Origin of the sequence: Streptomyces sp. B6B3 (assembly GCF_039871525.1) — a bacterium.
GTDB lineage: Bacteria > Actinomycetota > Actinomycetes > Streptomycetales > Streptomycetaceae > Streptomyces.
On record NZ_JBDPLU010000001.1, the window covers coordinates 894037 to 919116 of the forward strand.

Below are 25080 nucleotides of genomic sequence, written 5' to 3' on the forward strand. Positions count from 1 at the left end.
CGCGGCTCGTTACAGGACGTCGGGCCGGCGGTTGGCGAGGACCGGGACCAGCTCGCGGGCGCGCTTCGTCTCGGCCGCGTCCACCTCCGCGACCAGCAGACCAGGACCCGTGCCCAGGCGGGCCCTGACCTCGCCGAGCGGGGAGACCACCATGCTGTGGCCGATGCCGGTCGGCGCGGTGGTCCGCGGTGGGTCGCCGACCGACGCCGGGTCCGCCTGACCGCACGCCACCACCCAGCAGGTCGAGTCCAACGCCCGGGCGCGGACCAGCAGTTCCCACTGCTCCGGCTTACCGGGGCCGGAGCCCCAGGACGCCGGCAGCAGGATCACCCGCGCGCCGCCCTCCGCGAGCCGCGTGAAGAGCTCGGGGAACCGCACGTCGTAGCAGGTGGCGAAGCCCAGCCCGACGCCGTCCAGGTCCACCGTGACCGTGTCGCCGCCCGGCGCCACCGTGTCCGACTCCGCGAAGCCGAACGCGTCGAACAGGTGCAGCTTGTCGTAGTGCGTGTCCACGCCGCGCCCGGTGATCAGCAGGGTGTTGCGGACCCGGCCGTCGTCCGCCGGGGTGAACATGCCGGCCACCACCAGCACCCCGGCGCGCGCCGCAGCCTCCCGCACCCCGCTCGCCCAGGGCCCGTCCAGCGGCTCGGCGACCGGCCCGAGCGGGATCCCGAAGCGCGCCATCGCGGCCTCGGGGAACACGACGACGTCGGCACCGTCCGCCGCCGCCCGTTCGGTCTGCGCGACGATCGTCGCCAGGTTCTCCTCCGGCACGGTGCCGGAGACCAGCTGACTGACCGCGATCCGCATGTTCGCTCCTACTCGTCTACGGTGGCCGGCCGATCGGCCCGCGTCCTCCCCATGCCCCGGGCGCCCGCCCGGTACCCGCGCGACCCGGGCACGGGGGAGTATCGCAGCTCACACCCGCCCGGCCGGGGGCCAGGTGTCCGCGGGCCGGCGGGCCGGGAGAGGATGTCCCCATGGCGGTACACGTGATCACCGGAGCCGGCTCCGGTATCGGCACGGCGGTGGCCGAGCGGCTGGCCGAGCGCGGCGACGAGCTGTGGCTGTGGGCCCGCGACGCCGGACGGGCGGGGCAGCTCCGCGAGCGTTTCCCCGGCGCCCGCACCCTGGTCGGCGACCTCGACGAGCCCGAGCGGCTGTCCTGGGCGCTGGGCCACCAGTCGCCGCCGGACCGCGTCGACTCCCTGCTGCACATCGCCGGCGTGGTCGAACTCGGCGGGGTGGGCGAGCTGACGCCGAAGGTCTGGCAGGCCACCCTCGCCGCCAACCTGGTGGCCCCGGCCGAACTGACCCGGCTGCTGCTGCCGCAACTGCGCGCGGCCCGCGGCCACGTCGTCTTCGTCAACTCCGGCGCGGGCCTGCACGCCAGCCCGCGGTGGGGCGCGTACGCCGCCAGCAAGCACGGGCTGCGGGCGCTGGCCGACGCGCTGCGCGGCGAGGAGACGCGCAACGGCCTCCGGGTCACGACGGTCTTCCCCGGGCGCACCGACACCCCGATGCAGGAGAAGGTGCACCGGCAGGAGGGCCGGGAGTACGACCCGGAGCGCTGGATGACCGCCGAGTCGGTGGCCACCACGGTGCTCACCGCGCTCGACCTGCCGCGCTCCGCGGAGATCACCGACCTCTCGGTGCGGCCCACCGGCTGATCCGGACCCGGCCGCCGGCCGGCCGGCGGCGCCGCGCCCCGTACCCTGCGAGGGTGACCGACAGGGTGAGTGAGACGGTGAGTGACCGGGGGCGCGACGGGGCCAACGGCCGTGCGGGCGGCGGGCGGCACGGCGACGCCGCGGAGGTGGGCGGCGCCGCGCGGGACGCGGGGGCCTTCCCGTGGGGCCCGGCCGCCGCGACCGGGATCGGCTCGATGCCGGGCGAGGACGCCCGGGAGGCCGCCCGGATCGTCACCGGAACGCTGGACGCGCTGCCGTTCCTGCCCGAGTTGCCGGCCCGCGGCCCGGGCGCCGACATGATCGGCCGCACCGCGGGGATGCTGGCCGAGCTGTACGCGCACGTCGAGCCCAGCGGCTGGCGGATCAGCGACCGGCCGGGCCGCGACACCCGGCGGGCGCGGGGCTGGTTGCGCGAGGACCTGGACGCGTTCGAGGAGTTCACCCAGGGCTTCGCGGGCGCGGTGAAGGTCTCGGCGGTCGGTCCGTGGACCCTGGCGGCGGCGCTGGAGCGGCGCAACGGCGAGGCGATGCTGGGCGATCCCGGCGCCTGCCGGGACCTGGCCGGGTCGCTGGCCGAGGGGCTGCGCGGGCAGCTGGCCGACGTGCGCCGCCGGGTGCCCGCGGCGCGGCTGGTGCTGCAGCTGGACGAGCCCTCGCTGCCCGCCGTGTTGCTCGGCCGGGTCGCCACCGCCAGCGGGTACCGCACGTATCGCGCCGTCGACCGGGTGGTCGTCGAGGAGACGCTGCGCGGCCTGGTCGCCGTGGCCGACGGCGACCCCGTGGTGGTGCACTGTTGCGCCTCAGGTGTGCCGTTCGGGCTGCTGCGCCGGGCGGGCGCGACGGCGATCTCCTTCGACGCCGCGCGGATCACCGAACGTGACGACGAGGCGATCGGCGAGGCGGTCGAGGGCGGCACCGGGCTCTTCGCCGGTGTGCTCCCCACGGTCGGCGCGACCGAGGGCGCGTTGTCAGACCCGGCCGGTACTGTCAGTGGTGTCAGGACGCTTTGGCGCAGGCTGGGGCTGTCTCCGGGACTCCTCGCCGAGTCGGTGACGGTCACCCCGGCCTGCGGACTCGCGGGCGCCTCCCCGGCGTACGCGCGGGCCGCCCTCGCCCACTGCGTCCGGGCGGCCAGATCCCTTGCGGACAACCCTGAGTGACCACAGGACGGGAGACGGGACGATGTCGGACCAGTCGTCGGATCGGTCGGTGCCCGCCGAGGCGCGGGAGCGACACATGCGGCTCGCCGAGCAGGTGGAGGAGCACCGTTTCCGGTACTACGTCACCAGCCCGGTCATCAGCGACGGCGAGTTCGACGCGCTGTTGCGGGGGCTGGAGCGGCTGGAGGAGGAGCACCCCTCGCTGCGCACCCCGGACTCGCCGACCCAGAAGGTCGCCGGGGCGTACGAGACGGAGTTCACCTCCGTCAGCCACCGGGAGCGCATGCTCTCCCTGGACAACGCCTTCGACGACGCGGAGCTGGACAGCTGGGCGGACCGGATCGCCGAGGAGCTGCGCGGCATCCCGTACCACTTCCTGTGCGAGCTCAAGGTCGACGGCCTCGCGGTCAACCTGACGTACGAGCACGGCCGGCTGACCCGCGCCGCGACCCGCGGGGACGGCCGCACCGGCGAGGACATCACGCCCAACGTGCGGACCATCGGCGAGGTCCCGCAGCGGCTGCGCGGCCCCAAGGTCCCCGACCTGGTGGAGATCCGCGGCGAGGTGTTCTTCCCGATGGAGCGCTTCGAGGAGCTGAACGCCCGGCTGGTGGAGGCGGGCGACCGGCCCTTCGCCAACCCGCGGAACGCGGCGGCGGGATCGCTCCGGCAGAAGGATCCCAAGATCACCGCCAGCCGGCCGCTGCAGATGGTGGTGCACGGCATCGGCGCCCGCGAGGGCCTGCGCCTCGACCGGCTCTCCCAGGCGTACGAGCTGTTCGAGGAGTGGGGCCTGCCCACCGCGCGGGCCAGCAAGGTCGTCTCCGACCTGGACGGCGTCCGCGGGTTCGTCGAGTACTACGCGGAGCACCGGCACGCCGTCGAGCACGAGATCGACGGCGTGGTGGTGAAGCTGGACGAGATCCCGTTGCAGGGGCGGCTCGGCAGCACCTCGCGGGCGCCGCGCTGGGCCATCGCCTGGAAGTTCCCGCCCGAGGAGGTGAACACCAGGCTCGTCGACATCCGGGTCGGCGTGGGCCGCACCGGCCGGGTCACGCCGTACGCGGTGGTCGAGCCGGTCACTGTCGCCGGCTCCGAGGTCGAGTTCGCCACCCTGCACAACCAGCAGGTGGTCAAGGCCAAGGGTGTGCTCCTCGGCGACACGGTGGCGCTGCGCAAGGCGGGGGACGTGATCCCGGAGATCCTCGGCCCCGTCGTGGACCTGCGGGACGGCAGCGAGCGGGAGTTCGTCATGCCGGAGCGGTGCCCGGAGTGCGACACCGAGCTGCGGCCGATGAAGGAGGGTGACATCGACCTCCGCTGCCCCAACGCGCGCTCCTGCCCGGCGCAGTTGCGCGAGCGGATCTTCTACCTGGTCGGCCGGAAGTGCCTGGACATCGACCACTTCGGGTACGTCGCGGCCGCCGCGCTGACCCAGCCGCTGGAGCCCGCGGAGCCACCGCTGAAGGACGAGGGCGACCTGTTCGGTCTGAGCATCGAGGAGCTGCTGCCCATCAGGTCGTACGTGCTCGACCAGGACACCGGCCTGCCCAAACGGGATCCGGAGACCGGCGAGCCGAAGGTCGTCTCCTTCTTCGCCAACCAGCAGGGCGAGCCCAAGAAGAACGCCCTGGCCATGCTGGAGGGCATCCAGGCCGCCCGGCAGCGCCCGCTGGCGCGGATCCTGACGGGGCTGTCCATCCGGCACGTGGGGCCGGTCGCGGCGGAGGCGCTGGCCCGGGAGTTCCGCTCGCTGGACCGCATCGCCGAGGCCGACGAGGAGGAGCTCGCCGCGACCGAGGGCGTCGGGCCGACGATCGCCGCCTCCGTGAAGGAGTGGTTCGCGGTCGACTGGCACCGGGACATCGTGGAGAAGTGGCGCGCGGCCGGGGTCCGGCTGGCGGAGGAGGCCGGCGCGGAGACCGGACCCCGCCCGCTCCAGGGGATCACCGTCGTGGTCACCGGCACCCTGGAGGAGTTCACCAGGGACGGGGCCAAGGAGGACCTGCAGCGCCGCGGGGCCAAGGTGACGGGCTCCGTCTCCAAGAAGACCGACTTCGTCGTGGTGGGCGACAGCCCCGGGTCGAAGTACGACAAAGCCGTCCAGCTGAAGGTGCCCGTGCTCCGGGAGCCGGCCTTCCGGGTGCTGCTGGAGCAGGGCCCCGACGCGGCCCGGGAGGCCGCCGAGCCGATCGCGTCCGAGGCCCCGCAGGAGGGCACCGACTGAGCAGGCGTGCGAATCCGGTTGTGTCGTGCGGTATATACCAGGGGAATAGGACCAGTCGGGGTGCTTTCCCGGAAGCGCCCACGTTCCCTGCCTTGGCGGCAACTCGCGGCCTAGTGTGGGACTGTGTGCCTGCGTCAGGTGCGGGCGACGTCGGCCGTGAGAGGGACCCGCATGCACTCATCCCCCCGGGGGAGCACCACCCCCCAGCGCGGTCACGCCTGGCAGTTCCGGTTCGTCAGGGGAGCGGTGCTCGTCGGCGCCGGCATCGCGCTGCTGATCGGCGTGGTCCGGGTGCTCGCGGGCGGACACGCGCTCTTCCCCGGCGGACGGGCCGGGTGGGGGCTCGCCGTGCTCACGGGCCTGGTGGTCACCCACGCCGTGGCGCTCGGCCGGGACCGCTGGTGGGGCACGAGCGGCTCGGGCGCCGCCCTGGCCCTGGCCACCCTGCTGCTGTACGGCTGGGTGCCCGCCGTGCTGGTCAGCCTCTCCGTCGTCACCGTGGTGGGCACCGCCCGCCGGGCCCGCTGGTCGCTGGCCGTGCTCCAGGGCGCGGTCGACGTGCTGGGCGTCGGCGCCGCCGCCCTGGCCCTGGCCGCCTGGGGCAAGCGGCCGAGCGTCGAGCACCCGTGGGAGCCCGGCGACTGGCAGCTCGCCACCCTGCCGCAGCTGCTCCTCGGCGCCCTCGCCTACCTGCTGATCTCCCGGACGCTGCTGTGGCTGTGCGTGCCCCCGCCCGGCGGCCTGCCGTCCCGCGCCGGCACGGCGCTGCTGCGCCAGGGCCTGGTCGCCGTGGCCCTGCTGTGCATCGCCCCGTTGATCGTCGTGGTGGCGGTCGCCACCCCGCTGGTCCTGCCGCTCTTCGCGGTGCCGCTGATGGCGCTGGACTCCACCCTCTGGATGGCCAGGGCCCGGGCGGAGGACCAGCTGCTCGACCCGCTCACCGGCCTGCCGAACCGGGAGTGGCTGCTGGAGCGCACCCGGGCCGCGATCCTGGACGCGGAGCGGGCCGAGGGCCGCTGCGCGCTCATCCTCATCGACCTGGACAGCTTCCGCGCGGTCAACGACACCCTCGGCCACCTCACCGGGGACCGGCTGCTGCTCCAGGTGTCCGACCGGATCCAGCGGGCCGTCCAGGCCCCGGACCCGGAGGAGATACCGCCCGCCCTCCGGGGGGTGCTGCCGCGGGACGCGGCCGCCGCCCGGCTGGGCGGTGACGAGTTCGCCGTGCTGCTGCCCCGGGTGGACTCGGCGACCAGCGCCCAGCAGGCGGCCCGGGCGCTGCTCGGATCGCTGGGCGCCCCGCTGGACCTGGACGGGCTGTCCCTCGTGGTCGAGGCCAGCGCCGGCGTGGCGGTCTACCCCGACCACGCCCCGGAGGGCGAGGGCCTGCTGCGCCGGGCCGACGTGGCGATGTACGCGGCCAAGCGCGACCGCAGCGGCGTCGAGGTCTACGAGGCCAGCCGCGACGTGAACACCCCGGACCGGCTGGCGCTGCTCGGCGACCTCCGCCGCGCCCTGGACACCGGGCAGGTGGAGCTGCACTACCAACCCAAGGTCAGGTTCGACGGCGCGGTGGCCGGCCTGGAGGCCCTGGTCCGCTGGGAGCACCCGGACCGCGGCCGGATCCCCCCGGACGACTTCATCACCATCGCCGAGACCTCGGGCCTGATGCCGCGGCTGACCGAGTACGTGATGGAGGCGGCGTTGGGGCAGGTCGCCCGCTGGCGCGCGGCGGGTCTCACCGTCCCGGTCGCGGTCAACGTCTCGCCGCGCGACGTCTTCACGCCGGGCTTCGCCGGCGCGGTCGCCGCCCGGCTGGCCCGCCACGGGGTGCCGGCCGGCTCGCTCCAGCTGGAGATCACCGAGCACGTGATGCTGGAGGACCCGCAGCAGGCCGCCGACACCCTGGCCGGACTCACCGGCCACGGGGTGCGGATGTCGCTGGACGACTTCGGCACCGGGTACTCCTCGCTGGTGCACCTGCGGCGGCTGCCGGTCAGCGAGCTGAAGATCGACCGCTCCTTCGTCGCCCGGCTCTCGGTGGACAGCGAGGACGCGGAGATCGTCCGCTGCACCGTGGAGCTGGCGCATTCGCTCGGCCTGGTGGTGGTGGCCGAGGGCGTGGAGGACGACGAGACCTGGGAGCGGCTGCGCGATCTGGGCTGCGACGCCGTCCAGGGCTGGCTGGTCGCCGCGGCGATGCCCGCCGCCGAGACCACGGCCTGGCTGCGGGCCAGGGAGAGCGCCCCCGCGGACGGCGCGTCGGGCGAGCCCCCCGCGGAGCTGCCCGCGGCCGTGGCCGACCCGGAGGAGCAGTCCGCCGACCGCGCCCCCGTCCGCTGACCCCGCTCAACGAGACCCGGACGTCCCGGAACGGACGCCCCGGACCGGCGGGGCCAAGCCGGAAACCGTGCGCGGGCACAGGAGCGGGCCTCATAGGATGGGGCTGAGTACACGGTGAAAGCTTGCGTACGGAACGCGCGCGAGGCGACCGAAGGTGTCGCGACGCGGCGGCGCACTGACAGCCTTCACCCACCTTCAACGAACCAAGAGGATCGTCGATGCCAGGCATCACCCGCGAGGAGGTCGCCCACCTCGCCCGGCTGGCGCGTCTGGAGCTGACGGCGGAGGAGCTCGACCACTTCGCCGGGCAGCTCGACGACATCATCGGCGCGGTCGCCCGCGTCTCCGATGTCGCCGGCGAGGACGTGCCGCCGACCTCCCACCCGCTGCCGCTCACCAACGTCATGCGCCCCGACGAGGTGCGGCCCAGCCTCACCCCCGAGGACGCGCTCGGCGGGGCGCCAGCGGCGGAGCAGCAGCGGTTCAAGGTGCCGCGGATTCTGGGAGAGGAGGCGTGACAGGAGTGACCGGCATGGCAGATCTCACCCGTCTCACGGCCGCCGAGCTGGCGGCCCGCATCGCCGACGGCACGGTCAGCGCCGTCGAGGCCACCCAGGCCCATCTGGGCCGGGTCGAGGCCGTCGACGAGAAGGTGCACGCCTTCCTGCACGTGGACCGCGAGGGCGCGCTGGCCCAGGCGCGGCGGGTGGACGAGAAGCGCGCCGCGGGGGAGCGGCTCGGCCCGCTGGCCGGGGTGCCCGTGGCGCTGAAGGACCTCTTCACCACCCGCGGCGTCCCCACCACCTGCGGTTCGAAGATCCTGGAGGGCTGGATCCCGCCCTACGACGCCACCGTGACGCGGCGCCTGAGGGCCGCCGACATGGTCCTCGTCGGGAAGACCAACATGGACGAGTTCGCGATGGGCTCCTCCACCGAGAACAGCGCCTACGGCCCCACCGGGAACCCCTGGGACCTGACCCGCATCCCCGGCGGCTCCGGCGGCGGCTCCGCCGCCTCCGTGGCCTCCTACCAGGTGCCGCTCGCGGTCGGCACCGACACCGGCGGCTCCATCCGGCAGCCCGCCGCCGTCACCGGCACCGTCGGCGTCAAGCCGACGTACGGCGGCGTCTCCCGGTACGGCATGATCGCGTTCTCGTCCTCGCTGGACCAGGGCGGCCCGTGCGCCCGCACGGTGCTGGACGCGGCGCTGCTGCACGAGGCGATCGCCGGGCACGACCCGTTGGACTCCACCTCCGTCGACGCCCCGGTCCCCGCGCTGGTCGAGGCGGCCAGGATCGGCGCCCGCGAGGGCTCGCTCGCCGGCGTGCGGGTCGGCGTGGTCGGCGAGTTCGGCGGCGAGGGCTTCCAGGACGGCGTGATGCGCCGCTTCGACGAGGCCGTGCGGCTGCTCACCGACCTCGGCGCCGAGGTCGTGGAGGTCTCCTGCCCGTCCTTCGACAAGGCGCTGGCGGCGTACTACCTCATCGCCCCCGCCGAATGCTCCTCCAACCTCGCCCGTTTCGACGCCATGCGGTACGGCCTGCGGGTCGGCGACGACGGCACCAGGTCCGCCGAGGAGGTCACCGCCCTCACCCGCGAGGCCGGCTTCGGCGCCGAGGTCAAGCGCCGCATCATGCTGGGCACCTACGCCCTGTCCGCCGGGTACTACGACGCGTACTACGGCAGCGCCCAGAAGGTGCGCACCCTCATCACCCGCGACTTCGAGCGGGCCTTCGGGCAGGTGGACGTGCTGGTCTCCCCGACCACCCCGACCACCGCCTTCCCGATCGGCGAGCGGGTGGACGACCCGATGGCGATGTACGTGGCCGACCTGTGTACGATCCCGTCTCCCCTGGCGGGCAACGCGGCGATGTCCGTGCCCTGCGGACTGGCCCCGGAGGACGGGCTGCCGGTGGGGCTGCAGATCATCGCCCCCGCCCTGGCCGACGACCGGCTCTACCGCGTCGGTGCGACCGTGGAGGCGGCGTTCCAGGCACGCTGGGGACACCCACTGCTGGAGGAGGCACCCGCGCTATGAGCAAGAAGCCGAAGTCCAAGGCCGGTACCTACCTGTCCATCGGCACCACGCTGTTCGGCGCCGTCAAGGTCGCCCGGCAGCTCAAGGAGGCCCGGCACGACGACGACACGCTGCGGTTCGTCGACGCCCTCGTGTCCGCCGCCGCGATCGTCACCGGCGTCGCGCTGCTCACCCGTGAGCTGCGGCGGATGTCCGAGGAGGAATCGCTGGGCGACAAGATCTCCGACGCCATCTGACGCGCCCCGACGCTGACGCACTGAGAGGTTCCCACCGTGACCGTCACCGAGCTGGTGTCGTACGACGACGCGCTGGCGTCCTACGACCCCGTGATGGGCCTTGAGGTCCACGTCGAACTCGGCACCAGGACGAAGATGTTCTGCGGCTGCGCCACCACGCTGGGCGCCGAGCCGAACTCGCAGACCTGCCCCACCTGCCTCGGCCTGCCCGGGGCGCTGCCGGTGGTCAACGCCGACGGCGTGGCCTCCGCGCTCCGCATCGGCCTCGCCCTGAACTGCGACATCGCCGAGTGGTGCCGGTTCGCCCGGAAGAACTACTTCTATCCGGACATGCCGAAGAACTTCCAGACCTCGCAGTACGACGAGCCCATCGCCCACGACGGCCACCTGGACGTCCAGCTGGCCGACGGCGAGGTCTTCCGGATCGGCATCGAGCGCGCTCACATGGAGGAGGACACCGGCAAGTCCACCCACGTCGGGGGTGCGACCGGCCGCATCCACGGCGCCTCGCACTCGCTGCTCGACTACAACCGGGCCGGCATCCCGCTGATCGAGATCGTCACCAAGCCGATCACCGGTGCCGGCGCGCGCGCCCCCGAGGTGGCCCGCGCCTACGTCGCCGAGCTGCGCGAGGTGATCCGTTCGCTCGGCGTCTCCGAGGCGCGGATGGAGATGGGCCAGCTGCGCTGCGACGTCAACCTCAGCCTGCGCCCGCACGGCCGGGAGACGTTCGGCACCCGCAGCGAGACGAAGAACGTCAACTCGCTGCGCAGCGTCGAGCGCGCGGTCCGTTTCGAGATCCAGCGGCACGCGGCCGTGCTGGACGCCGGCGAGAAGATCGTCCAGGAGACCCGGCACTTCCACGAGGAGAACGGCACCACCACCTCGGGCCGGATCAAGGAGGAGGCGGAGGACTACCGCTACTTCCCCGAGCCCGACCTGGTCCCCGTGGCCCCGGCCCTGGAGTGGGTGGAGCGGCTGCGCGCCGAGCTGCCGGAGATGCCGCTGGCCCGCCGCAACCGGCTGCGCGGGGAGTGGGACATCAGCGCCCACGAGATGCAGTCCGTGCTCAACGCCGGGGCGGTCGACCTCATCGTGGCCACGGTCGAGGCGGGCGCGGACGCCGGGGCCGCGCGCAAGTGGTGGATGGGTGAGCTGGCCCGGCGGGCCAACGAGCAGGGTGTCGACCTCGGCGCGCTGCCCGTCGCCCCCGAGCAGGTCGCCCGGATCGCCGCGCTGGTCGCGGAGGGCGCGCTCAACGACAAGCTGGCCCGGCAGGTCATCGACGGCGTGCTGGCCGGCGAGGGCTCCCCCGACGAGGTCGTCGAGAAGCGCGGGCTGCGCATCGTGTCCGACGAGGGCGCGCTGGGCACAGCCGTGGACGAGGCCATCGCCGGCAACCCCGCCGTCGCCGACAAGGTGCGGGCAGGCAAGGTGGCCGCGGCCGGCGCCCTGGTCGGCGCGGTGATGAAGGCGACCCGCGGCCAGGCCGACGCGGCCCGGGCCCGCGAGCTGATCCTGGAACGCCTGGGCGCCGCCGACGCCTCCTGATCGACGGGCGGAACGCGAGGGGCGCGCCGGCGGGTTGCCGGCGCGCCCCTCGCGTTCCCGGGCGCGGCGCCCGCCGAGGACGACGCGTCGCGCGCGGGCCCGGGGGAGGCCCGTCACCGGGCGGAGGGCCGGCCGCGTACGCACGGTTCGCCGCCGGACAGGGCCTAAGGCCCCCGGGCCGGCTAAGGCCCTCCCGACGCGAGGCTAAGGCCCCGGCCCGGTGCCGGGGGCGGGCGGCAAGCCCGGCCGCGCGGGTCACGGGCGCTCCCGCGGCGCACCGCGGCGCCCCGTGGCTCGGGCCGCGGGAAGCGAATAAGCGTCGGCACCGGGAAAGACTGGGCAGTCGCCCGATGCCGCGACCCCGCCTGGCGGCGGACGGTGGATCCAGACCGGCTGGACCGACCACCGGACCGTCACCAGGAGGAGACCGCCATGTTCGAGTACACGCTGCACCGGGACCGCGCCGCCGAACTCCAGCGTCAGGCCGCCGACTACCGGCGGGCCCGACGGGCCCGTTCCGGCCGCGCGGCCCGCGCCGCCCGGGCCGACGCCGACGACCCCGCGGGTCCGGACGACCGGCGGCGCCGCTGGACCACCGCGGCATGAGGTCGGGCCTGCCGGTTCGTCGCCGGAGGCCGGTCGCGGCCGAGCTCGTCGCGCTGTCGGCGTCCCATGCGATGCTCGACGACGTGGAGAACCACTGCCTCAGCCCCGTCTTCGTCGGCCGCGACCGGGAGCTCGGCGCGCTGGTCGCCGCGTTGGACCGGGCCCGCGGGGGACAGCCCCAGGCGGTGGTCGTCGGCGGCGAGGCGGGCATCGGCAAGAGCCGGCTGCTGGACGAGTTCCTCACGACCGCGCGGGCCGCCGGCGCCGTCACCGCCGTCGGCGGCTGCGTCGAGCTGGGGGCGGACGGCCTTCCCTTCGCGCCCCTCGCCGCGGTGTTGCGCTCGCTGCACCGGCAGCTCGGGCCCGAGATGGCCGAGGCGGTGGCCGGCCAGGAGGGCGAGCTGGCCCGGCTGCTCCCTGAGCTGGGTGAGACCAGCCGCACCGTCCCCGCGGACGGCGAGTTGGACCGGGTCCGGCTGTTCGAGCTGACGACCCGGCTGCTGGAGCGGCTGGCGGCCGAGCGGCCGCTGGTCATCGTGGTCGAGGACCTGCACTGGTCGGACCGTTCCACCCGGGAGCTGCTGGGGTACCTCTTCCGCTCGCTCCAGAGCGCCCGGCTGCTCCTGCTCACCAGCTACCGCTCGGACGACATCCACCGGCGCCACCCGGTGCGCCCCTTCCTCGCCGAGCTGGACCGGCTGCGCGCGGTGCGCCGCCTGGAGCTCGAGCGGCTCGACCGGGCCGAGGTGACCGCCCAGATCGCCGGCATCCTCGGCGCCGCGCCCGACCCGGAGCAGGCGCGCTCGGTGTTCGAACGCTCCGAGGGGAACCCGTTCTTCGTCGAGGAGCTGACCGCCGACGGCTGTCCCGACCGGGGCCTCACCGCGTCGCTCCGCGATCTCCTGCTGGTCCGGGTGGAGACGCTGCCGGAGCACGCCCAGGAGGTGTTGCGGATCCTCGCGGAGGGCGGTTCCGTGGTGGAGCACGGACTCCTGGCCGAGGTGGTCGGCGGCACCGAGGCCGAGCTGCTCGCGGCGCTGCGCACGGCCGTCGGCGCCAAGCTGGTGGTCCCGACCGAGGAGGGCGACGGATACCGGTTCCGGCACGCCCTGGTCTGTGAGGCCGTCGCCGACGACGTGCTGCCCGGCGAGCGGGTGCGGCTCAACCGCCGGTACGCCGAGGCGCTGGAGCGCCGGCCGACCCTGGTGCCCGACGACCAGCGCGCCGCCCGCCTGGCCAGCTACTGGTCCCGGGCGGCCGACGCGGCCCGGGCCCTGCCCGCACTGCTGGACGCCGCCGTGCACGCCCGCCGCCGGTACGCGTACGCCGAGCAGCTGAGGCTGCTGGAACGCGCGCTGGAGGTGTGGGAGCTGGTGCCGGAGGAGGCCCGGACGCGGCTGCGGCGGGTGGACGAGATATGGGCCTATCCGGCACGGGAGGACGGCCAGCTCGACGAGGTGGACCTGCTCGCCGAGGCGACGCTGGCCGGCGCGCTGTCCGAGCAGCCGGACCGGGCGGCGGCGATCAGCCGGCGGGCCCTGCGGGTGCTCGACGAGGTGCGCGAGCCGCTGCGCGCGGCCTGGTTCTGGATGCAGCTCGGCCGGGCGGTGGACCGGCTGAACCGCGGCCCGGCGGCCGGCGAGGCGGAGCTGGCCAGGGCCCAGGAGCTGGTGCGCGGCCTGCCGCCCTCCGTCGTGCACGCCCAGGTGCTCGCCCAGGTCGCGGCGTTGCGGACCATGGAGCCGGGGCCCGTCGCCTTCGAGATCGCCGAACGGGCGGTCAGTCTGGCCCGGGCGGTGGGCGCCGAGAGCACCGAGCTGTACGCCCGGTTCACCCTGGCCTGCCTGCGGGTCGGCGCGGGCGACGTCGCCGCCGGGGTGCCCGAGATGATGGCCCTGACCGACCGGGTGCTGGCCCGCGGGGAGATCAGCCTGCTGGGCCGCTGCCTGGTGAACTCCGCCGCCACGCTGGCCGAGGTGGGGGAGCTGGAGCTGGCGGTCAGCACCACGGCCAGGAGCATGGAGCTCGCGCACCGCTTCGGCCTGGAGGACACCAAGGCCTGGCTGGCGGGGAACGACGCCGTCACCCTCACGGCGCTGGGCCGCTGGGACGAGGCGGACGCCGCCCTGGCGACGGCCCTGCGGCAGGCCAGGTCCGTCCAGCCGCGGGTGGCCGCGGGACTGGCCGCGGGTCATCTGGCGGCGCTCCGCGGGGACCTCGACGCGGTGCGTGCCGAGCTGCTCGCCGGCCGGGAGGCGGTGGCGCACTGGGACGCGCGCGCCACGGCCCACGCCATCGCCCTGGCCCGCATCGAGGTCCAGCTGGCCCACGCCGAGGGCCGAATCGCCGATGCCAGGCGGGCGTTCCGGGCGGTCGGCCTCGGCGCGCTGCCCTCCTTCGTCACCTCGAACGCCTGGGAGTTGCTCCTCTCCGCAGCGGTGGCCGAGTCGGAGTCCCGGGGCCTGCCGGAGTCGGACCGGGGCCGGGCGGAGGCGGTGGCGGGCATCCGGGAGGCGATGGGCTCGGTGCCCGCCGTGCTGCCGGTCTGGGCCGCGATGGAGCGCCTGGTGCGCGCCGAGCTGGCGCACGCCGAGGAGCGGGACGCCCCGGACGACTGGGCGGCCGCGACGGCCGCGCTCGAACCCCTGGGCCTGCGCCACCACCTGGCCTGGTCCCGGCACCGCTGGGCCGAGTCGCTGCTGGCCCGCGGCGGCGCCGGCCAACGGGAGCGGGCCGCCGGGCTGCTCAGGCCGGCCCGCGCCACCGCCGAGGAGCTGGGCGCCGGACCGCTGCGCGAGCGGATCGACCGGCTCGTCACCCGGGCCGGAGTGGACCTCGCGCCGGCCCCGCCCGAGCCGAAGCCGGAGCCCACCGACCGCTTCGGATTGACGCCGCGGGAGCGGGACGTGCTGGCGTTGGTGGCGGCGGGGCGGTCGAACCGGCAGATCGCGGAGGAGCTGTTCATCTCGCCGAAGACGGCGAGCGTGCACGTGTCGAACATCCTGGCCAAGCTGGCGGTCTCGGGCCGCGGCGAGGCCGCCGCCCTGGCCCACCGGCTCAGGCTCGTTCCGGTGGCGAAGGAGAGCTGACCAGGATCACCACCCGGCCGGAGTCCAGGTCCACGGGACCCGAGCCGGGATCCTGCGAGTCGTCGTCCACCCGGCCGTGCTCCAGGCGCCGCCGCTCCTCCTCCCGGTGCTCCGCCGAGGGATGGAAGAGGGCCTCGATGAGGCTGAACGGATTGAGCACGGCCGCTCCCTTCCGTCGCCCGCCCGTGAACCCGCCGGTCGCCGGCTCCGCGCCGGAGCGCCGGTCGACTGGGTGAACGTCCGGCCACCCCGCCAGGTTCCGCGTTGAGGGAGACCCCGTGCCGGGACGCCCCGCGCTAAGGAGGGCCCGCGCGGCTGCTAAGGACCCCGCGGCGCGGCAGGTTCGGGAGGCCGCCCGATGCGCCGCGGCCACCTGGGGGACGAGCGTTGGGGCAGTCGGCGGGAACCGCGCCGACGGGAAGCGAACAGGGAGCCAGGAGAGGAAGGGAGCAGGAGATGAACACGTTCCACGACGCCCTCGTCCAGGACCGTATCGACGCGCTGCGCCGCGAGGCCGAGGAGGAGCGGCTCGTCCGGCAGCTGCGCCGGGCCCGCAGGGCGAACGCCCGCGAGGCGAGGCGGGCGGCCCGCGGCGGCGCCCCGGCGTCGGGCACGGCGTCCGGTCGCCGGTCGCCGCACTGGGGAACCGCGGCCTGACCACCGGGCCGCTCCGGTGAGATCGGGCGTCCCGGTGTCAGAGGGATATGTCATGCTGCGCACCATGCAGTCCAGGACCGTCAGCCCCGTCTTCGTCGGCCGCGCGCCCGAGCGTGCCGCGCTCGCCGAGGCGTTGTCCCGGGCGGCGGACGGCCATCCGCAGGCGCTGCTGGTCGGCGGCGAGGCGGGGGTGGGCAAGAGCCGGCTGGTGGCGGAGTTCCTGAGCCAGGCCCGGGCGGCCGGCGCGCTGACGGCCGTCGGCGCCTGCGTCGAGATCGGCGCCGACGGACTGCCGTTCGCGCCGATCTCCACCGTGCTGCGGGCGCTGCACCGCCAGCTCGGGGACGAGCTGACCCGGGCCGCCGCCGGCTTCGCCGGCGAGCTGACCCGGCTGCTGCCGGAGCTCGGGACGGCCGACGCGGTCGCGGCGCCCTCGGCGCACGAGCAGGACCGCGGCCGGCTGTTCGAGCTGACCGCGCGCCTCCTGGAGTCGCTGACCGCGGAGCGCCGGCTGGTCATCGCGATCGAGGACCTGCACTGGTCGGACCGCTCCACCCGGGAGCTGCTGGGGTACCTCTTCCGGTCGCTCCAGCGCGGCCGGGTGCTGCTGGTCAGCACCTTCCGCTCGGACGACATCCACCGCCGCCACCCGCTGCGCCCCTTCCTCGCCGAGCTGGACCGGCTGCGCGCCGTGCGCCGCCTGGAGCTGCCCCGGTTCACCCGGGACGAGGTGCGCGACCAGGTGGCCGGGATCCTCGGCGCCGAGCCGGCCGAGCCGCTGGTCGACGAGGTCTTCCAACGCTCCGACGGGAACGCGTTCTTCGTCGAGGAGCTGGCCTGCCGGATGAGCGACGGCAGCCCTCCCGCGATGATCAGCGAGTCCGTGCGGGACCTGCTGCTGGTGCGCGTCGAGGCGCTGCCCGAGGCCGCCCAGCGGGTGGTGCGGATCCTCGCCGAGGGCGGCACCCGAGTGGAGCACGAGTTGCTGCGCGCCGTCGCCGGGCTGGACGAGGACGCGTTGATCGAGGCACTGCGCGCCGGGGTGGGCGCCAACATCCTGCAGGCCGAGGAGGACGACGCCTACCGCTTCCGGCACGCGCTGGTGCGCGAGGCCGTGGACGACGACCTGCTGCCCGGCGAGCGGGCCCGGATCAGCCGCAGGTTCGCGGAGGCGCTGGAGGCCGAGCCCGCGTTGGTGCGCCGGGCCGAGGAGCGCCCCGCCCGGCTGGCCAGTTACTGGTACCACGCCAGGGACGCCGCCAAGGCGCTGCCCGCGGTGCTCGCGGCCTCCGGCGAGGCCCGCGGCCGGTACGCGTACGCCGAGCAGTTTCAGCTGCTGGAGCGGGCGCTCGAGCTGTGGGACGACGCCCCGGTGGACGTCAGGATCGGGCTGCGGCCGGCCCAGGACGCCGAGTCGTATCCGCTGTGCGACTGCGGCGACGAGGAGCTGACCTATCTCGACCTGCTGGCCGAGATGGTGCTCGCCGCCCGGTACGCGGGCGAGCCGGAGCGCGGTCTGTCCGTGGTGAACCGCGCCCTGCGGGCGCTGGACGGGCTGGGGCACCCGGTCAGGGCCGCGTGGTTCTGGGCGCAGAAGGCCCGGCTCGTACGCCAGTTGGCCCGGGGGAACGGCTGGCCGGAGCTGGGCACGGCCCAGGAGCTGCTGAGCACCTTCCCCCCGTCCCCGGTGCACGCCCGGGTGCTCACCGAGGCGGCCGGCTGGGGCTCGATCTTCGATCCGGGCCCCGACAGCCTGGCCATCGCCGAGCGGGCGGTGGAGCTGGCCCGGCAGGTGGGGGACGAGGACGCGGAGCTGCACGCGCTGATCAGCCGGGGCGGCCTGTTCGCCGAGACGGGCGACGCCGAGTCCGCGCTGCGCGACCTGCGCGCCGTGCGGGAGCCGGTGCTGCGCTGCCAGCTGGTCGGCGTCTTCACCCGCAGCCACGTGAATCTGCCCTCGGTGCTCGAGACGCTCGGCCGCTCCGCGGAGGCGGTCGAGGCGAGCGAGGAGGGACTGGATCTCGCCGAGCGGTTCGGGCTGCGCGACTGCATCGCCTGGATCCAGGTGAACCGCGCCGACGCGCTTTTCTCGCTGGGCCGTTGGGCGGAGGCCGAGGAGTCCTCGCGGGAGGCCCGGCGGGCCGCGCAGACGCCGGTGAGCCGGGCGCTGGCCGCCGCCTCCCTGGCCAGGCTGGCGCTGGCCAGGGGAGACGTGGCGCGCGCCGAGACCGAGATCGGGCGGATGCGCGAGCACTACGACAGGTACGACGAGTCGGCGCAGCACGCGCATCCCGCCGCGCAGTGGCGGATCGGCCTGGCCACGCTCCAGGGCCGCATCCTGGACGCCCGCGCGCTGCTGGCCGAGGTCATCGCGCAGGGCTTCCCGCCCGGCGCCGGCCGGTACACCTGGCCGATGCTGGACGCGGCCGCGCTCGCCGAGTCGGGGGCCCGCGGCGTGCCCGCGGCGGAGCCGGGCAGCGCCGAGGCGATCGCCCGGATCCGTGAGCACGCCGCGTCGCTGCCCCGCTGGTACGGCGTGTGGGCCGGGTACGCGGCGCTGGTCGAGGCCGAGTTGCGGCGCGCCGAGGGCACGGCGACCGCGGCGGACTGGGCCGCGGCGGCCACCGCCTTCGAGGCCGAGGTGCGGCCCTTCGAGCTGGCCCGGATCCGGGCGCGCTGGGCGGAGACCCTGATAGCCGAGGGGGACCGCCGCCGGGCGGCCGAGCTGCTCGGCCAGGCGCACGCGGCGGCCGAGGCGCTGGGCGCGGGACCGCTGCTCGCGGAGATCGAGCGGCTGGCGCAGCGGGCCCGGCTGGCGCTGGGCGCCGAGCACGAACCGGACGCCGGCGCGGGCGGCGGTCCGCGGGACACGTTCGGGTTGACGCCGCGGGAGCGGGACGTGTTGGCGTTGGTGGCGGCGGGGCGGTCGAACCGGCAGATCGCGGAGGAGCTGTTCATCTCGCCGAAGACGGCGAGCGTGCACGTGTCGAACATCCTGGCCAAGCTGGCGGTCTCGGGCCGCGGTGAGGCCGCCGCCCTGGCCCACCGCCTGGGCATCATCGGCGGCGAGGCCCGCGACGCGGCCATGACGCCCTGAGCATGCTGGCCCCACCCGGTCGGACCCCTCCCGTCCGAGTCCCTCCCGTCCGGCGCCTGCCGGCGGCCACTCCGGTCGGCCGCGGGGCCCGGGTCGAGGTCTGGCGGACCACCGGGGCCCGGCGCGGTCGTGGTGACTGTCCTGCCCGGCGGCCGCTCCGGTCGGTCGCGGGCCCGGGCCCGTCACGGGACCCGGCGGACCACCGGGGCCACGGCGCGGGGTGACCGTCGCCGACCGGCGGCTCCCGGTCGGGACGTCGCGTCGTCGGCAGCGGCAGCGGCGGCGGCCTCGCCGGATCCCCCCGGTGACGGCCCTCGGGCCGTCACCGGACGCGCACCCGGAGGATGCGGTCGTCACCGCCCTCGGGGGTGCCGCGGGTGTCGGTCTCGTTGGTGACGACCAGCAGTTCGTCGTCGTCGAGCGCCAGCACCGACCGCAGCCGGCCGTACTCGCCCTCGAGGAACGCCTGCGGCTCGGCGACCGGCTCCGCCCCGTCCAGCGGCACCCGCCACAGGCGTTCGCCGCGCAGCCCGGCCAGCCACAGCGAGCCCCGGACGTAGGCCAGACCGCTGGGCGAGGCCTCGGCGGGCGACCACTGCTCGACCGGGTCGACGTAGCCCTCGTCCGCGCCGCCGCGACCCTCGTGTTCCGGCCAGCCGTGGTTTCCCCCGCGGATCACCAGGTTCAGCTCGTCCCAGGTGTCGTCGCCGAACTCGGTGGCCCACAGCCGGCCGTCGGCGTCCCAGGCCAGACCCTGCACGTTGCGGTGGCCCGAGGTGTAGACGAGGGACGACGGATCCGGATTGTCGGACGGCGGCTCGCCCGTCCGGGGGTCCATCCGCAGGATCTTGCCCGCCAGCGAGTCCTCCCGCTGCGCCAGCGATCCGTCGCCGGTGTCCCCGGTGGCGGCGTACAGCATCCCGTCGGGCCCGAACCCCAGGCCCCCGCCGTTGTGGATGACCTCGCCCTTCGGGATGCCGTCGAGCACCGTGTCCGTCACCCGCAGCTGCTCGCCCGCCGGCCGGGACGGGTCGTACTCGAGGCGGACGATCCGGTTGTCGGAGGCGGCGGTCAGGTACGCGTACAGCTCCTGCACCCCGGAGCCCGTGGCGTCGGGGGAGAGGGCGAGCCCCAGCAGGCCGCCCTCGCCGTTGGCCACCACCCCGGGCACCGCGCCGGCCTCGGTGACCGCGCCCCCGTCGAGCGGGACCCGCTGGACCGTGCCCGCGTCCCGCAGCCCGACGAGCAGGTCGCCGTCGGGCAGCCGGACCACGCCCCACGGGGCGCGGAGGTTCTCGGCGACGGTGTCGACCACCTCGGCGTCGCCCTCGGCCGGGGCGGGCGACCCCGACGGCTCCCCGGATCCCGTGGGCTCCGGTTCTTCGGTGGGCTCGGTGGCGTCAGGGGACTCGGCGGCGGTGCCGCCGTCGCCACCCGGCTCGTCCGGATCGTCGGAGGAACCGGAGCCGGAAGAACATGCCGGCAGAAGCGTCAGCACCGCCGCGGCCAGCAGCGCGACGAGCGGGGAGCGGGGTCCAGGACTTCGCACGGTCAGGGCCTCCCGGAGGGCGTTCCGGCGACTCAGCCTAGCCTGGCGGGCATGAGCACACCGGATGTCTGGATTCCGTTCCCCGCCGCCGACCTCGCCCCGCTGCCCCGTTCGCTCACCTACGTGCACTGGGACGGTGAGGACGAGTTCCCGGCCGATCCCGCCCGCTGCGCGATGTACGTGGTGCCCTACATGAAGACCCAGGAGGTCTCCCTCCGGCCCATCCCCGCGATGCCGGGGCTGCGGGTGGTGCAGACCCTCACCGCCGGCATCGACCACATGCTGCCCGCCCTGCCCGGGCTCCCGGCCGGTGCGGTGCTGTGCAACGCCGGTGGCCTGCACGACACCAGCACCGCCGAGCTCGCCCTGGCCCTCGCCCTGGCCGCGCAGCGCGACCTCCCCGGCGCCGTCCGGGCGCAGGACGCGGGGCGCTGGGAACCCACGGTGCGTCCCTCGCTCGCCGACCGCCGGGTGCTGATCGTCGGCTACGGAGGCATCGGCAGCGCCATCGAGGACCGGCTGGTGCCGTTCGAGGTCGCCGAGGTGGTCCGGGTGGCCGGGCGGGCCAGGGACACCGCGCGCGGTCCCGTGCACGCGGCGGAGGAACTGCCGGCGCTGCTGCCACAGGCGGAGATCGTGTTCCTCGCGACCCCGCTCACCGACGCCACCCGGGGGATGGTGGGCGCCGAGTTCCTCGGCCGGATGCCGGACGGCGCGCTCCTGGTCAACGTCTGCCGCGGCGCGGTCGTGGACACCAAGGCGCTGCTGGCCGAGGTGGAGTCGGGGCGGCTGCGTGCCGCGCTGGACGTCACCGACCCGGAGCCGCTGCCGGCCGAGCACCCGTTGTGGCGGGCACCGGGGGTGCTCGTCACGCCCCATGTGGGCGGGCCCTCGACGGCGTTCCGGCCGCGGGCGCTGCGACTGGTGCGGGAGCAGGTGACCCGTTTCGCGGCCGGCGAGGAGCCGCACCACGTGGTCGCCAGGGGATGACTCCACCCGCGTAGCCTCTCACCAGATCGTTACCGTCAGTAAAATAGCTATGTCGCTGAGTTACAGTTTGGTGTATCGTCCGTCTCTGGGCTGGTCCGGTACGTAAGGGGGGCGACAGGCGAATGCGCGTTGCATGGACACATCACCGAACTCGGGGTCCGGCCGGCCGGCGCCCATCCTTCGGAGTGCCGGTACCGCATCTGGTGCTGATCCTGCTCTGCGGCGGATACGTCACGGGGGCGGCGCTGGGCTGGGGGTCCGAGTTCGTCGCCCGGATCATGGGCGACTTCGGGCTCAGCGTCGCCGCCCTGCTGGCCGCCGCGTCCTGCCTGTGGTACGCGCGGACCAGGGCGGGCGAGCTCCGCCCCGCCTGGGCGCTGTTCGGGGCGTCCTCGATCATGATGGGCCTGGGCAACGCCATCTGGGGCTGGTACGAGGTGGTGCTCCAGGTCCCCGTTCCCGAGACCTCGCTCGCCGACGTCTGCTTCCTGCTGTACGCGCCGCTGTCCATCATCGGGCTGCTGGTGTTGGCCAAGCGGCCCGTCACCCGGGCCGGTTGGGTCTGTCTCGCCCTCGACGCCTGGCTGATCGGCGGCTCGCTGCTGACGCTCTCCTGGAGCGTGGCGCTGGCCCACACCGCGCACTGGCAGGGCGAGACGGTGGCCCGCGCCGCGGTGGCGCTGGCGTACCCGCTGCTGGACATCGCGCTGGTCAGCATGGTGCTGGTGCTGCATGTCCGGCGCAGCGCGGCGCAGCGTTCGGCGATCAACACGGCGATCGGCGCGCTGGCCGTGACGGTGCTCTGTGACGCGCTGTTCACCTCGCCGCTGTTGCGCGAGCGGTACAGCTCGGGGCAGCTGCTGGACGCGGGCTGGTTCGCCGGCTCGCTGCTGCTGGCCTGCGCGCCCTGGGTGACCCGCCGGGCGTCGGGGTCGGCGCCGGCGGAGGGCAGACGCCGGGTGGCCCAGCTCAGCCGTCCGCTGGCGGGTTCGCTGACGGCGCTGACGCCGTACCTGGCCGCGGCCGTCTGCACCCTGAGCATCCTCATCACGACCGTCAGCGGCCGGCAGGTGGACCGGGTCGTGGTGTTCACCGCCTGCGCCGTGGTGCTGGCGCTGCTGGTGCGGCAGGGCATCATGCTGATGGAGAACGTCTCCCTCACCCGTGAACTGGTGCAGAAGGAGAGCCACTTCCGCTCCCTGGTGCAGGGGTCGAGCGACGTCATCATGTTCGCCGACGCCGACGGCCGGCTGAGCTACGTCAGCCCGGCCGCCGCCGGCGTGTACGGACAGGACGCCGACCTGCTGATCGACAGCGAGCTGTCCTCCCTGATCCACCCCGACGACCTCGGGCGGGTCCTGCACGAGCTGCGCCGTTTCCAGTCGCCCTCCGCCGCCCGGGAGCCGGCCACCCGGATCGAGTGCCGGGTCCGGCACGGCGGCGGCCGCTGGCTGAACGTCGAGTCCAGCGTCAACCGGTACCAGGGCGGGCTCATCTTCAACAGCCGGGACGTCACGGAGCGGGTGCGGCTGCAGGCCCAGCTCCAGCACAGCGCCTCGCACGACGCGCTCACCGACCTGCCCAACCGGGCCCTGTTCACCGAGCGGGTGCGGCTGGCGCTCGGCGGCGGGCGGGGTGGCGACCCGGACGCCGCGGTGCTCTTCATCGACCTCGACGGGTTCAAGGAGGTCAACGACTCGGTGGGACACCAGGCGGGGGACGACCTGCTGGTGCAGGCCGCGCACCGGTTGCGCGACGCGGTGCGGGCCGGGGACACCACCGCGCGGCTCGGCGGCGACGAGTTCGCCGCGCTCGTCCTCGGCGACCCCGGCGCCGGGCCGCCGCGCGAGCGCCGGGTGCTGGAGATCGCCGAGCGGGTGCGGGCCGCGCTCTCCCGCCCGTACCGGGTGGACGACCAGGAGGTTCGGGTGAGCGCCAGCATCGGCGTCGCCTTCGCCGATCCCGGCAGCACCCCGGCGGCCGTGATGCGCAACGCGGACCGGGCCATGTACCGGGCCAAGCAGACCGGCAAGGCCCGCGTGGAGCTGTACCTGCCGCAGCCGCGGGGCGAGGCCGCGCCGGGCCAGGGCCAGGGCCGCCCGCCGCGCGACGGCGCGCCGTCCACCGCGGGTGGCCGGTTCGACCCCGGCGGCTCCGGCCGGGGCGCCGGTCGCGGGCGCGGCGGCCCCGCCGGACCCGCGCCCCGCTCGTCCCCGGCCCGGTACGCCTCCATCTCGACGAACGAGCCGTCCGCGGCCCATCCGGCCCTCCGACCCGGCAGGGCCGAGCGGACGCGCCCGCCCGTCCCGCCCGGTTCCCCCGCCCACCCGCAGGAGCCGGGCCCTCCGCCGGTCCGCGAGCCCGAGGAGCAGCCGCCTCCGCCGCGCGAGGCCGGGTTCCGGCTGCCGCGCCGGAGCCGGCGGTCGGGCTCCGCGGACCGCGAGGCCGAGCCGGGGATAGCACCGCGCCCCGACAGGGAGTCCGCGGCGGCGCCGGCGGGCGGCCTGGCGAACGAGGCGGGGCTGCGCCGCTCGGCGGGCGTGGAGACGGCAGCGGCCGGCGAGGCGCCCGCGACTGGCCCCGAGTCCGCCACCCTGTCGAGCCGCGCGGCCGCGGTGCGGGCGCCGTCCACCCGCGAGGCCGGACCGCGGGTACCGCACCAGGCCGGGCCGCGGGTACCGCGCCAGATCGGCCCGGGCGCGACCGACCCGGGGGTGCCGACACCCACCGGCGGCGGGGCGGCGGCCGCGCCGTCCGCTGGCCGCTCGGCCGAGGTGCGGCTGCCTCGGGAGACGCGGGCGGGGACGGGGCAGGGGGCCGAGGCCGTGCCGGAGGCGGCAGGCCGCCAGGCCGCCGGCGTGCTGCTGCACCAGCCCGTCGTCGAGCTGCTGGACGGCCGGCTGGTGGCGCTGTGTGCCCTGGACCGCCGCCGGTCACCGCGCCGGCGCCCGGGGCGGATCGGCGGGCGCGACGCCCCGGCCGAGCCCGCGGCGGACGGCATCCACTGGCTGCTGGAGGCGGCGCTCGCCGAGGCCGGCGCCCGGCACCGGCAGGGCCTCACGGTGCCGGTGAGCGTGCGGGTGCCCGCCGGTCGGCTCACCGACCGGGCGCTCGGCCCGAGCAGCGTCGAGGCGCTGCTGGCCCGGCACCAGGTCCCCGCGCAGACGCTCACCCTGGAGCTGCCCGAGGCCCAGCCGGTGCTCGCGGCCGACGAGCCCCGGCGCCGGGTCACCGACCTGGGCCACCTCGGCATCGGCATCGCGGTCGGCGGCCTCGGCAGTGGGGCGACGCCGCCGGACGCCCTGCACCGGCTCCCGGTCAACCTGGTTCGCCTGGACCGGGACCTGACCGACGGCCTGCTCGACTCGCCGCCCCGGCGCACCATCGCCGCCGCGCTGCTGCGGATGGTCACCGACCTCGGCATCGTCTCCCTCGCGGACGGTGTGGACCGTCCCGAGCAGGCGGTGGCACTCCGCTCCCTGGGCTGCCGCCGCGCCCAGGGGCTGGCGTTCTGCGAGCCCCTGGAGTCCGCCCGGCTGCGCCGGGTCCTGCGCCGGGGCCGCCTCCCCCTCCCGCCGGGCCACGCGACGGCCAGCACACCCACCCCACCCCTGTGACCAGCATCTCGTGACCACATAGTGAGACATCATTTCAGCCCGCTTGACACGCGGCAGCAGACAAGAGCAATGTCTGAGCCATGCGCACCCGGATTCTCGTACTTGGACGGCGCGTCGGCTGACACCCGCGACATCCCGCGGCCCAGCGACGCGCTCCCCTCGCATGCCTCACGGCACGAGGGGTTTTTTGTTGCACTGACGCCGCCGGGACCGGCCCCGCCGCCGCGCC

At 75.4% G+C, this 25080-nt stretch carries 17 protein-coding genes; 14 read left to right on the plus strand and 3 right to left on the minus strand.

Annotated features, from left to right (window positions below):
* Window positions 1-9: 9 nt before the first annotated feature.
* Window positions 10-810 carry a carbon-nitrogen hydrolase family protein gene (locus ABGB06_RS03760; protein ID WP_347585210.1) on the minus strand — a complete coding sequence of 267 codons (801 nt, stop codon included), beginning with the start codon at window positions 808-810 and terminating at the stop codon, window positions 10-12.
* A 170-nt stretch (window positions 811-980) separates the two neighbouring features.
* On the opposite strand from ABGB06_RS03760, the gene ABGB06_RS03765 reads away from it, so the two are divergent.
* The 10 genes from ABGB06_RS03765 (at window position 981) to ABGB06_RS03810 (ending at window position 14941) form a co-directional block, all read left to right on the plus strand.
* Complete coding sequence (locus ABGB06_RS03765) at window positions 981-1670, plus strand: SDR family oxidoreductase (protein ID WP_347585211.1); 690 nt, start codon at window positions 981-983, stop codon at window positions 1668-1670.
* Between the two features lie 146 nt (window positions 1671-1816).
* Complete coding sequence (locus tag ABGB06_RS03770; protein ID WP_347585457.1) at window positions 1817-2851, plus strand: methionine synthase; 1035 nt, start codon at window positions 1817-1819, stop codon at window positions 2849-2851.
* A gap of 22 nt (window positions 2852-2873) precedes the next feature.
* Complete coding sequence (gene ligA / locus ABGB06_RS03775; protein WP_347585212.1) at window positions 2874-5078, plus strand: NAD-dependent DNA ligase LigA; 2205 nt, start codon at window positions 2874-2876, stop codon at window positions 5076-5078.
* 171 nt (window positions 5079-5249) lie between these two features.
* Window positions 5250-7421, plus strand: coding sequence for a bifunctional diguanylate cyclase/phosphodiesterase (locus ABGB06_RS03780; protein ID WP_347585213.1), 2172 nt, complete (start codon window positions 5250-5252; stop codon window positions 7419-7421).
* A 218-nt stretch (window positions 7422-7639) separates the two neighbouring features.
* Window positions 7640-7939: an Asp-tRNA(Asn)/Glu-tRNA(Gln) amidotransferase subunit GatC gene (gene gatC, locus ABGB06_RS03785; RefSeq protein WP_347585215.1), complete on the plus strand. Its 300-nt coding sequence runs from the start codon at window positions 7640-7642 to the stop codon at window positions 7937-7939.
* 5 nt (window positions 7940-7944) lie between these two features.
* Window positions 7945-9459: an Asp-tRNA(Asn)/Glu-tRNA(Gln) amidotransferase subunit GatA gene (gatA, locus tag ABGB06_RS03790; protein ID WP_347585216.1), complete on the plus strand. Its 1515-nt coding sequence runs from the start codon at window positions 7945-7947 to the stop codon at window positions 9457-9459.
* Window positions 9456-9695 (plus strand): hypothetical protein, encoded by a 240-nt coding sequence (locus ABGB06_RS03795; protein WP_347585217.1) that lies wholly within the window; start codon window positions 9456-9458, stop codon window positions 9693-9695. The genes gatA and ABGB06_RS03795 overlap by 4 nt, the downstream gene beginning before the upstream one ends.
* A gap of 36 nt (window positions 9696-9731) precedes the next feature.
* On the plus strand, window positions 9732-11246 hold the full coding sequence (gatB, locus tag ABGB06_RS03800) for an Asp-tRNA(Asn)/Glu-tRNA(Gln) amidotransferase subunit GatB (protein WP_347585219.1): 1515 nt from the start codon (window positions 9732-9734) through the stop codon (window positions 11244-11246).
* A gap of 432 nt (window positions 11247-11678) precedes the next feature.
* Entirely contained in the window at window positions 11679-11852 is a 174-nt protein-coding gene (locus tag ABGB06_RS03805; RefSeq protein WP_347585220.1) for a hypothetical protein, read from the plus strand.
* A complete protein-coding gene (locus ABGB06_RS03810) occupies window positions 11849-14941 on the plus strand; it encodes an AAA family ATPase (RefSeq protein ID WP_347585221.1) in 3093 nt (1030 codons plus the stop codon). Before ABGB06_RS03805 ends, ABGB06_RS03810 begins: the two co-directional genes overlap by 4 nt.
* Here the strand turns inward: ABGB06_RS03810 and ABGB06_RS03815 are convergent.
* Complete coding sequence (locus ABGB06_RS03815; RefSeq protein WP_347585223.1) at window positions 14910-15101, minus strand: DUF6191 domain-containing protein; 192 nt, start codon at window positions 15099-15101, stop codon at window positions 14910-14912. The two genes, ABGB06_RS03810 and ABGB06_RS03815, sit on opposite strands and share 32 nt — an antisense overlap.
* A gap of 296 nt (window positions 15102-15397) precedes the next feature.
* On the opposite strand from ABGB06_RS03815, the gene ABGB06_RS03820 reads away from it, so the two are divergent.
* Window positions 15398-15598: a hypothetical protein gene (locus tag ABGB06_RS03820; RefSeq protein ID WP_347585224.1), complete on the plus strand. Its 201-nt coding sequence runs from the start codon at window positions 15398-15400 to the stop codon at window positions 15596-15598.
* Window positions 15599-15662: 64 nt separating this feature from the next.
* The gene (locus tag ABGB06_RS03825) at window positions 15663-18695 is read left to right on the plus strand and encodes an AAA family ATPase (RefSeq protein ID WP_347585225.1); all 3033 of its coding nucleotides are present in this window, start codon (window positions 15663-15665) and stop codon (window positions 18693-18695) included.
* Window positions 18696-19017: 322 nt separating this feature from the next.
* On the opposite strand, the gene ABGB06_RS03830 is transcribed toward ABGB06_RS03825, so the two are convergent.
* Complete coding sequence (locus tag ABGB06_RS03830; protein ID WP_347585227.1) at window positions 19018-20244, minus strand: PQQ-dependent sugar dehydrogenase; 1227 nt, start codon at window positions 20242-20244, stop codon at window positions 19018-19020.
* A gap of 51 nt (window positions 20245-20295) precedes the next feature.
* Here ABGB06_RS03830 and ABGB06_RS03835 point away from each other — a divergent pair, with 51 nt between their 5' ends.
* Both ABGB06_RS03835 and ABGB06_RS03840 read left to right on the plus strand, forming a co-directional pair.
* Window positions 20296-21234, plus strand: a complete 939-nt coding sequence (locus ABGB06_RS03835) for a 2-hydroxyacid dehydrogenase (RefSeq protein ID WP_347585228.1) — start codon at window positions 20296-20298, stop codon at window positions 21232-21234.
* 185 nt (window positions 21235-21419) lie between these two features.
* Window positions 21420-24851, plus strand: coding sequence for a diguanylate cyclase (locus tag ABGB06_RS03840; protein WP_347585229.1), 3432 nt, complete (start codon window positions 21420-21422; stop codon window positions 24849-24851).
* Window positions 24852-25080: the final 229 nt, after the last annotated feature.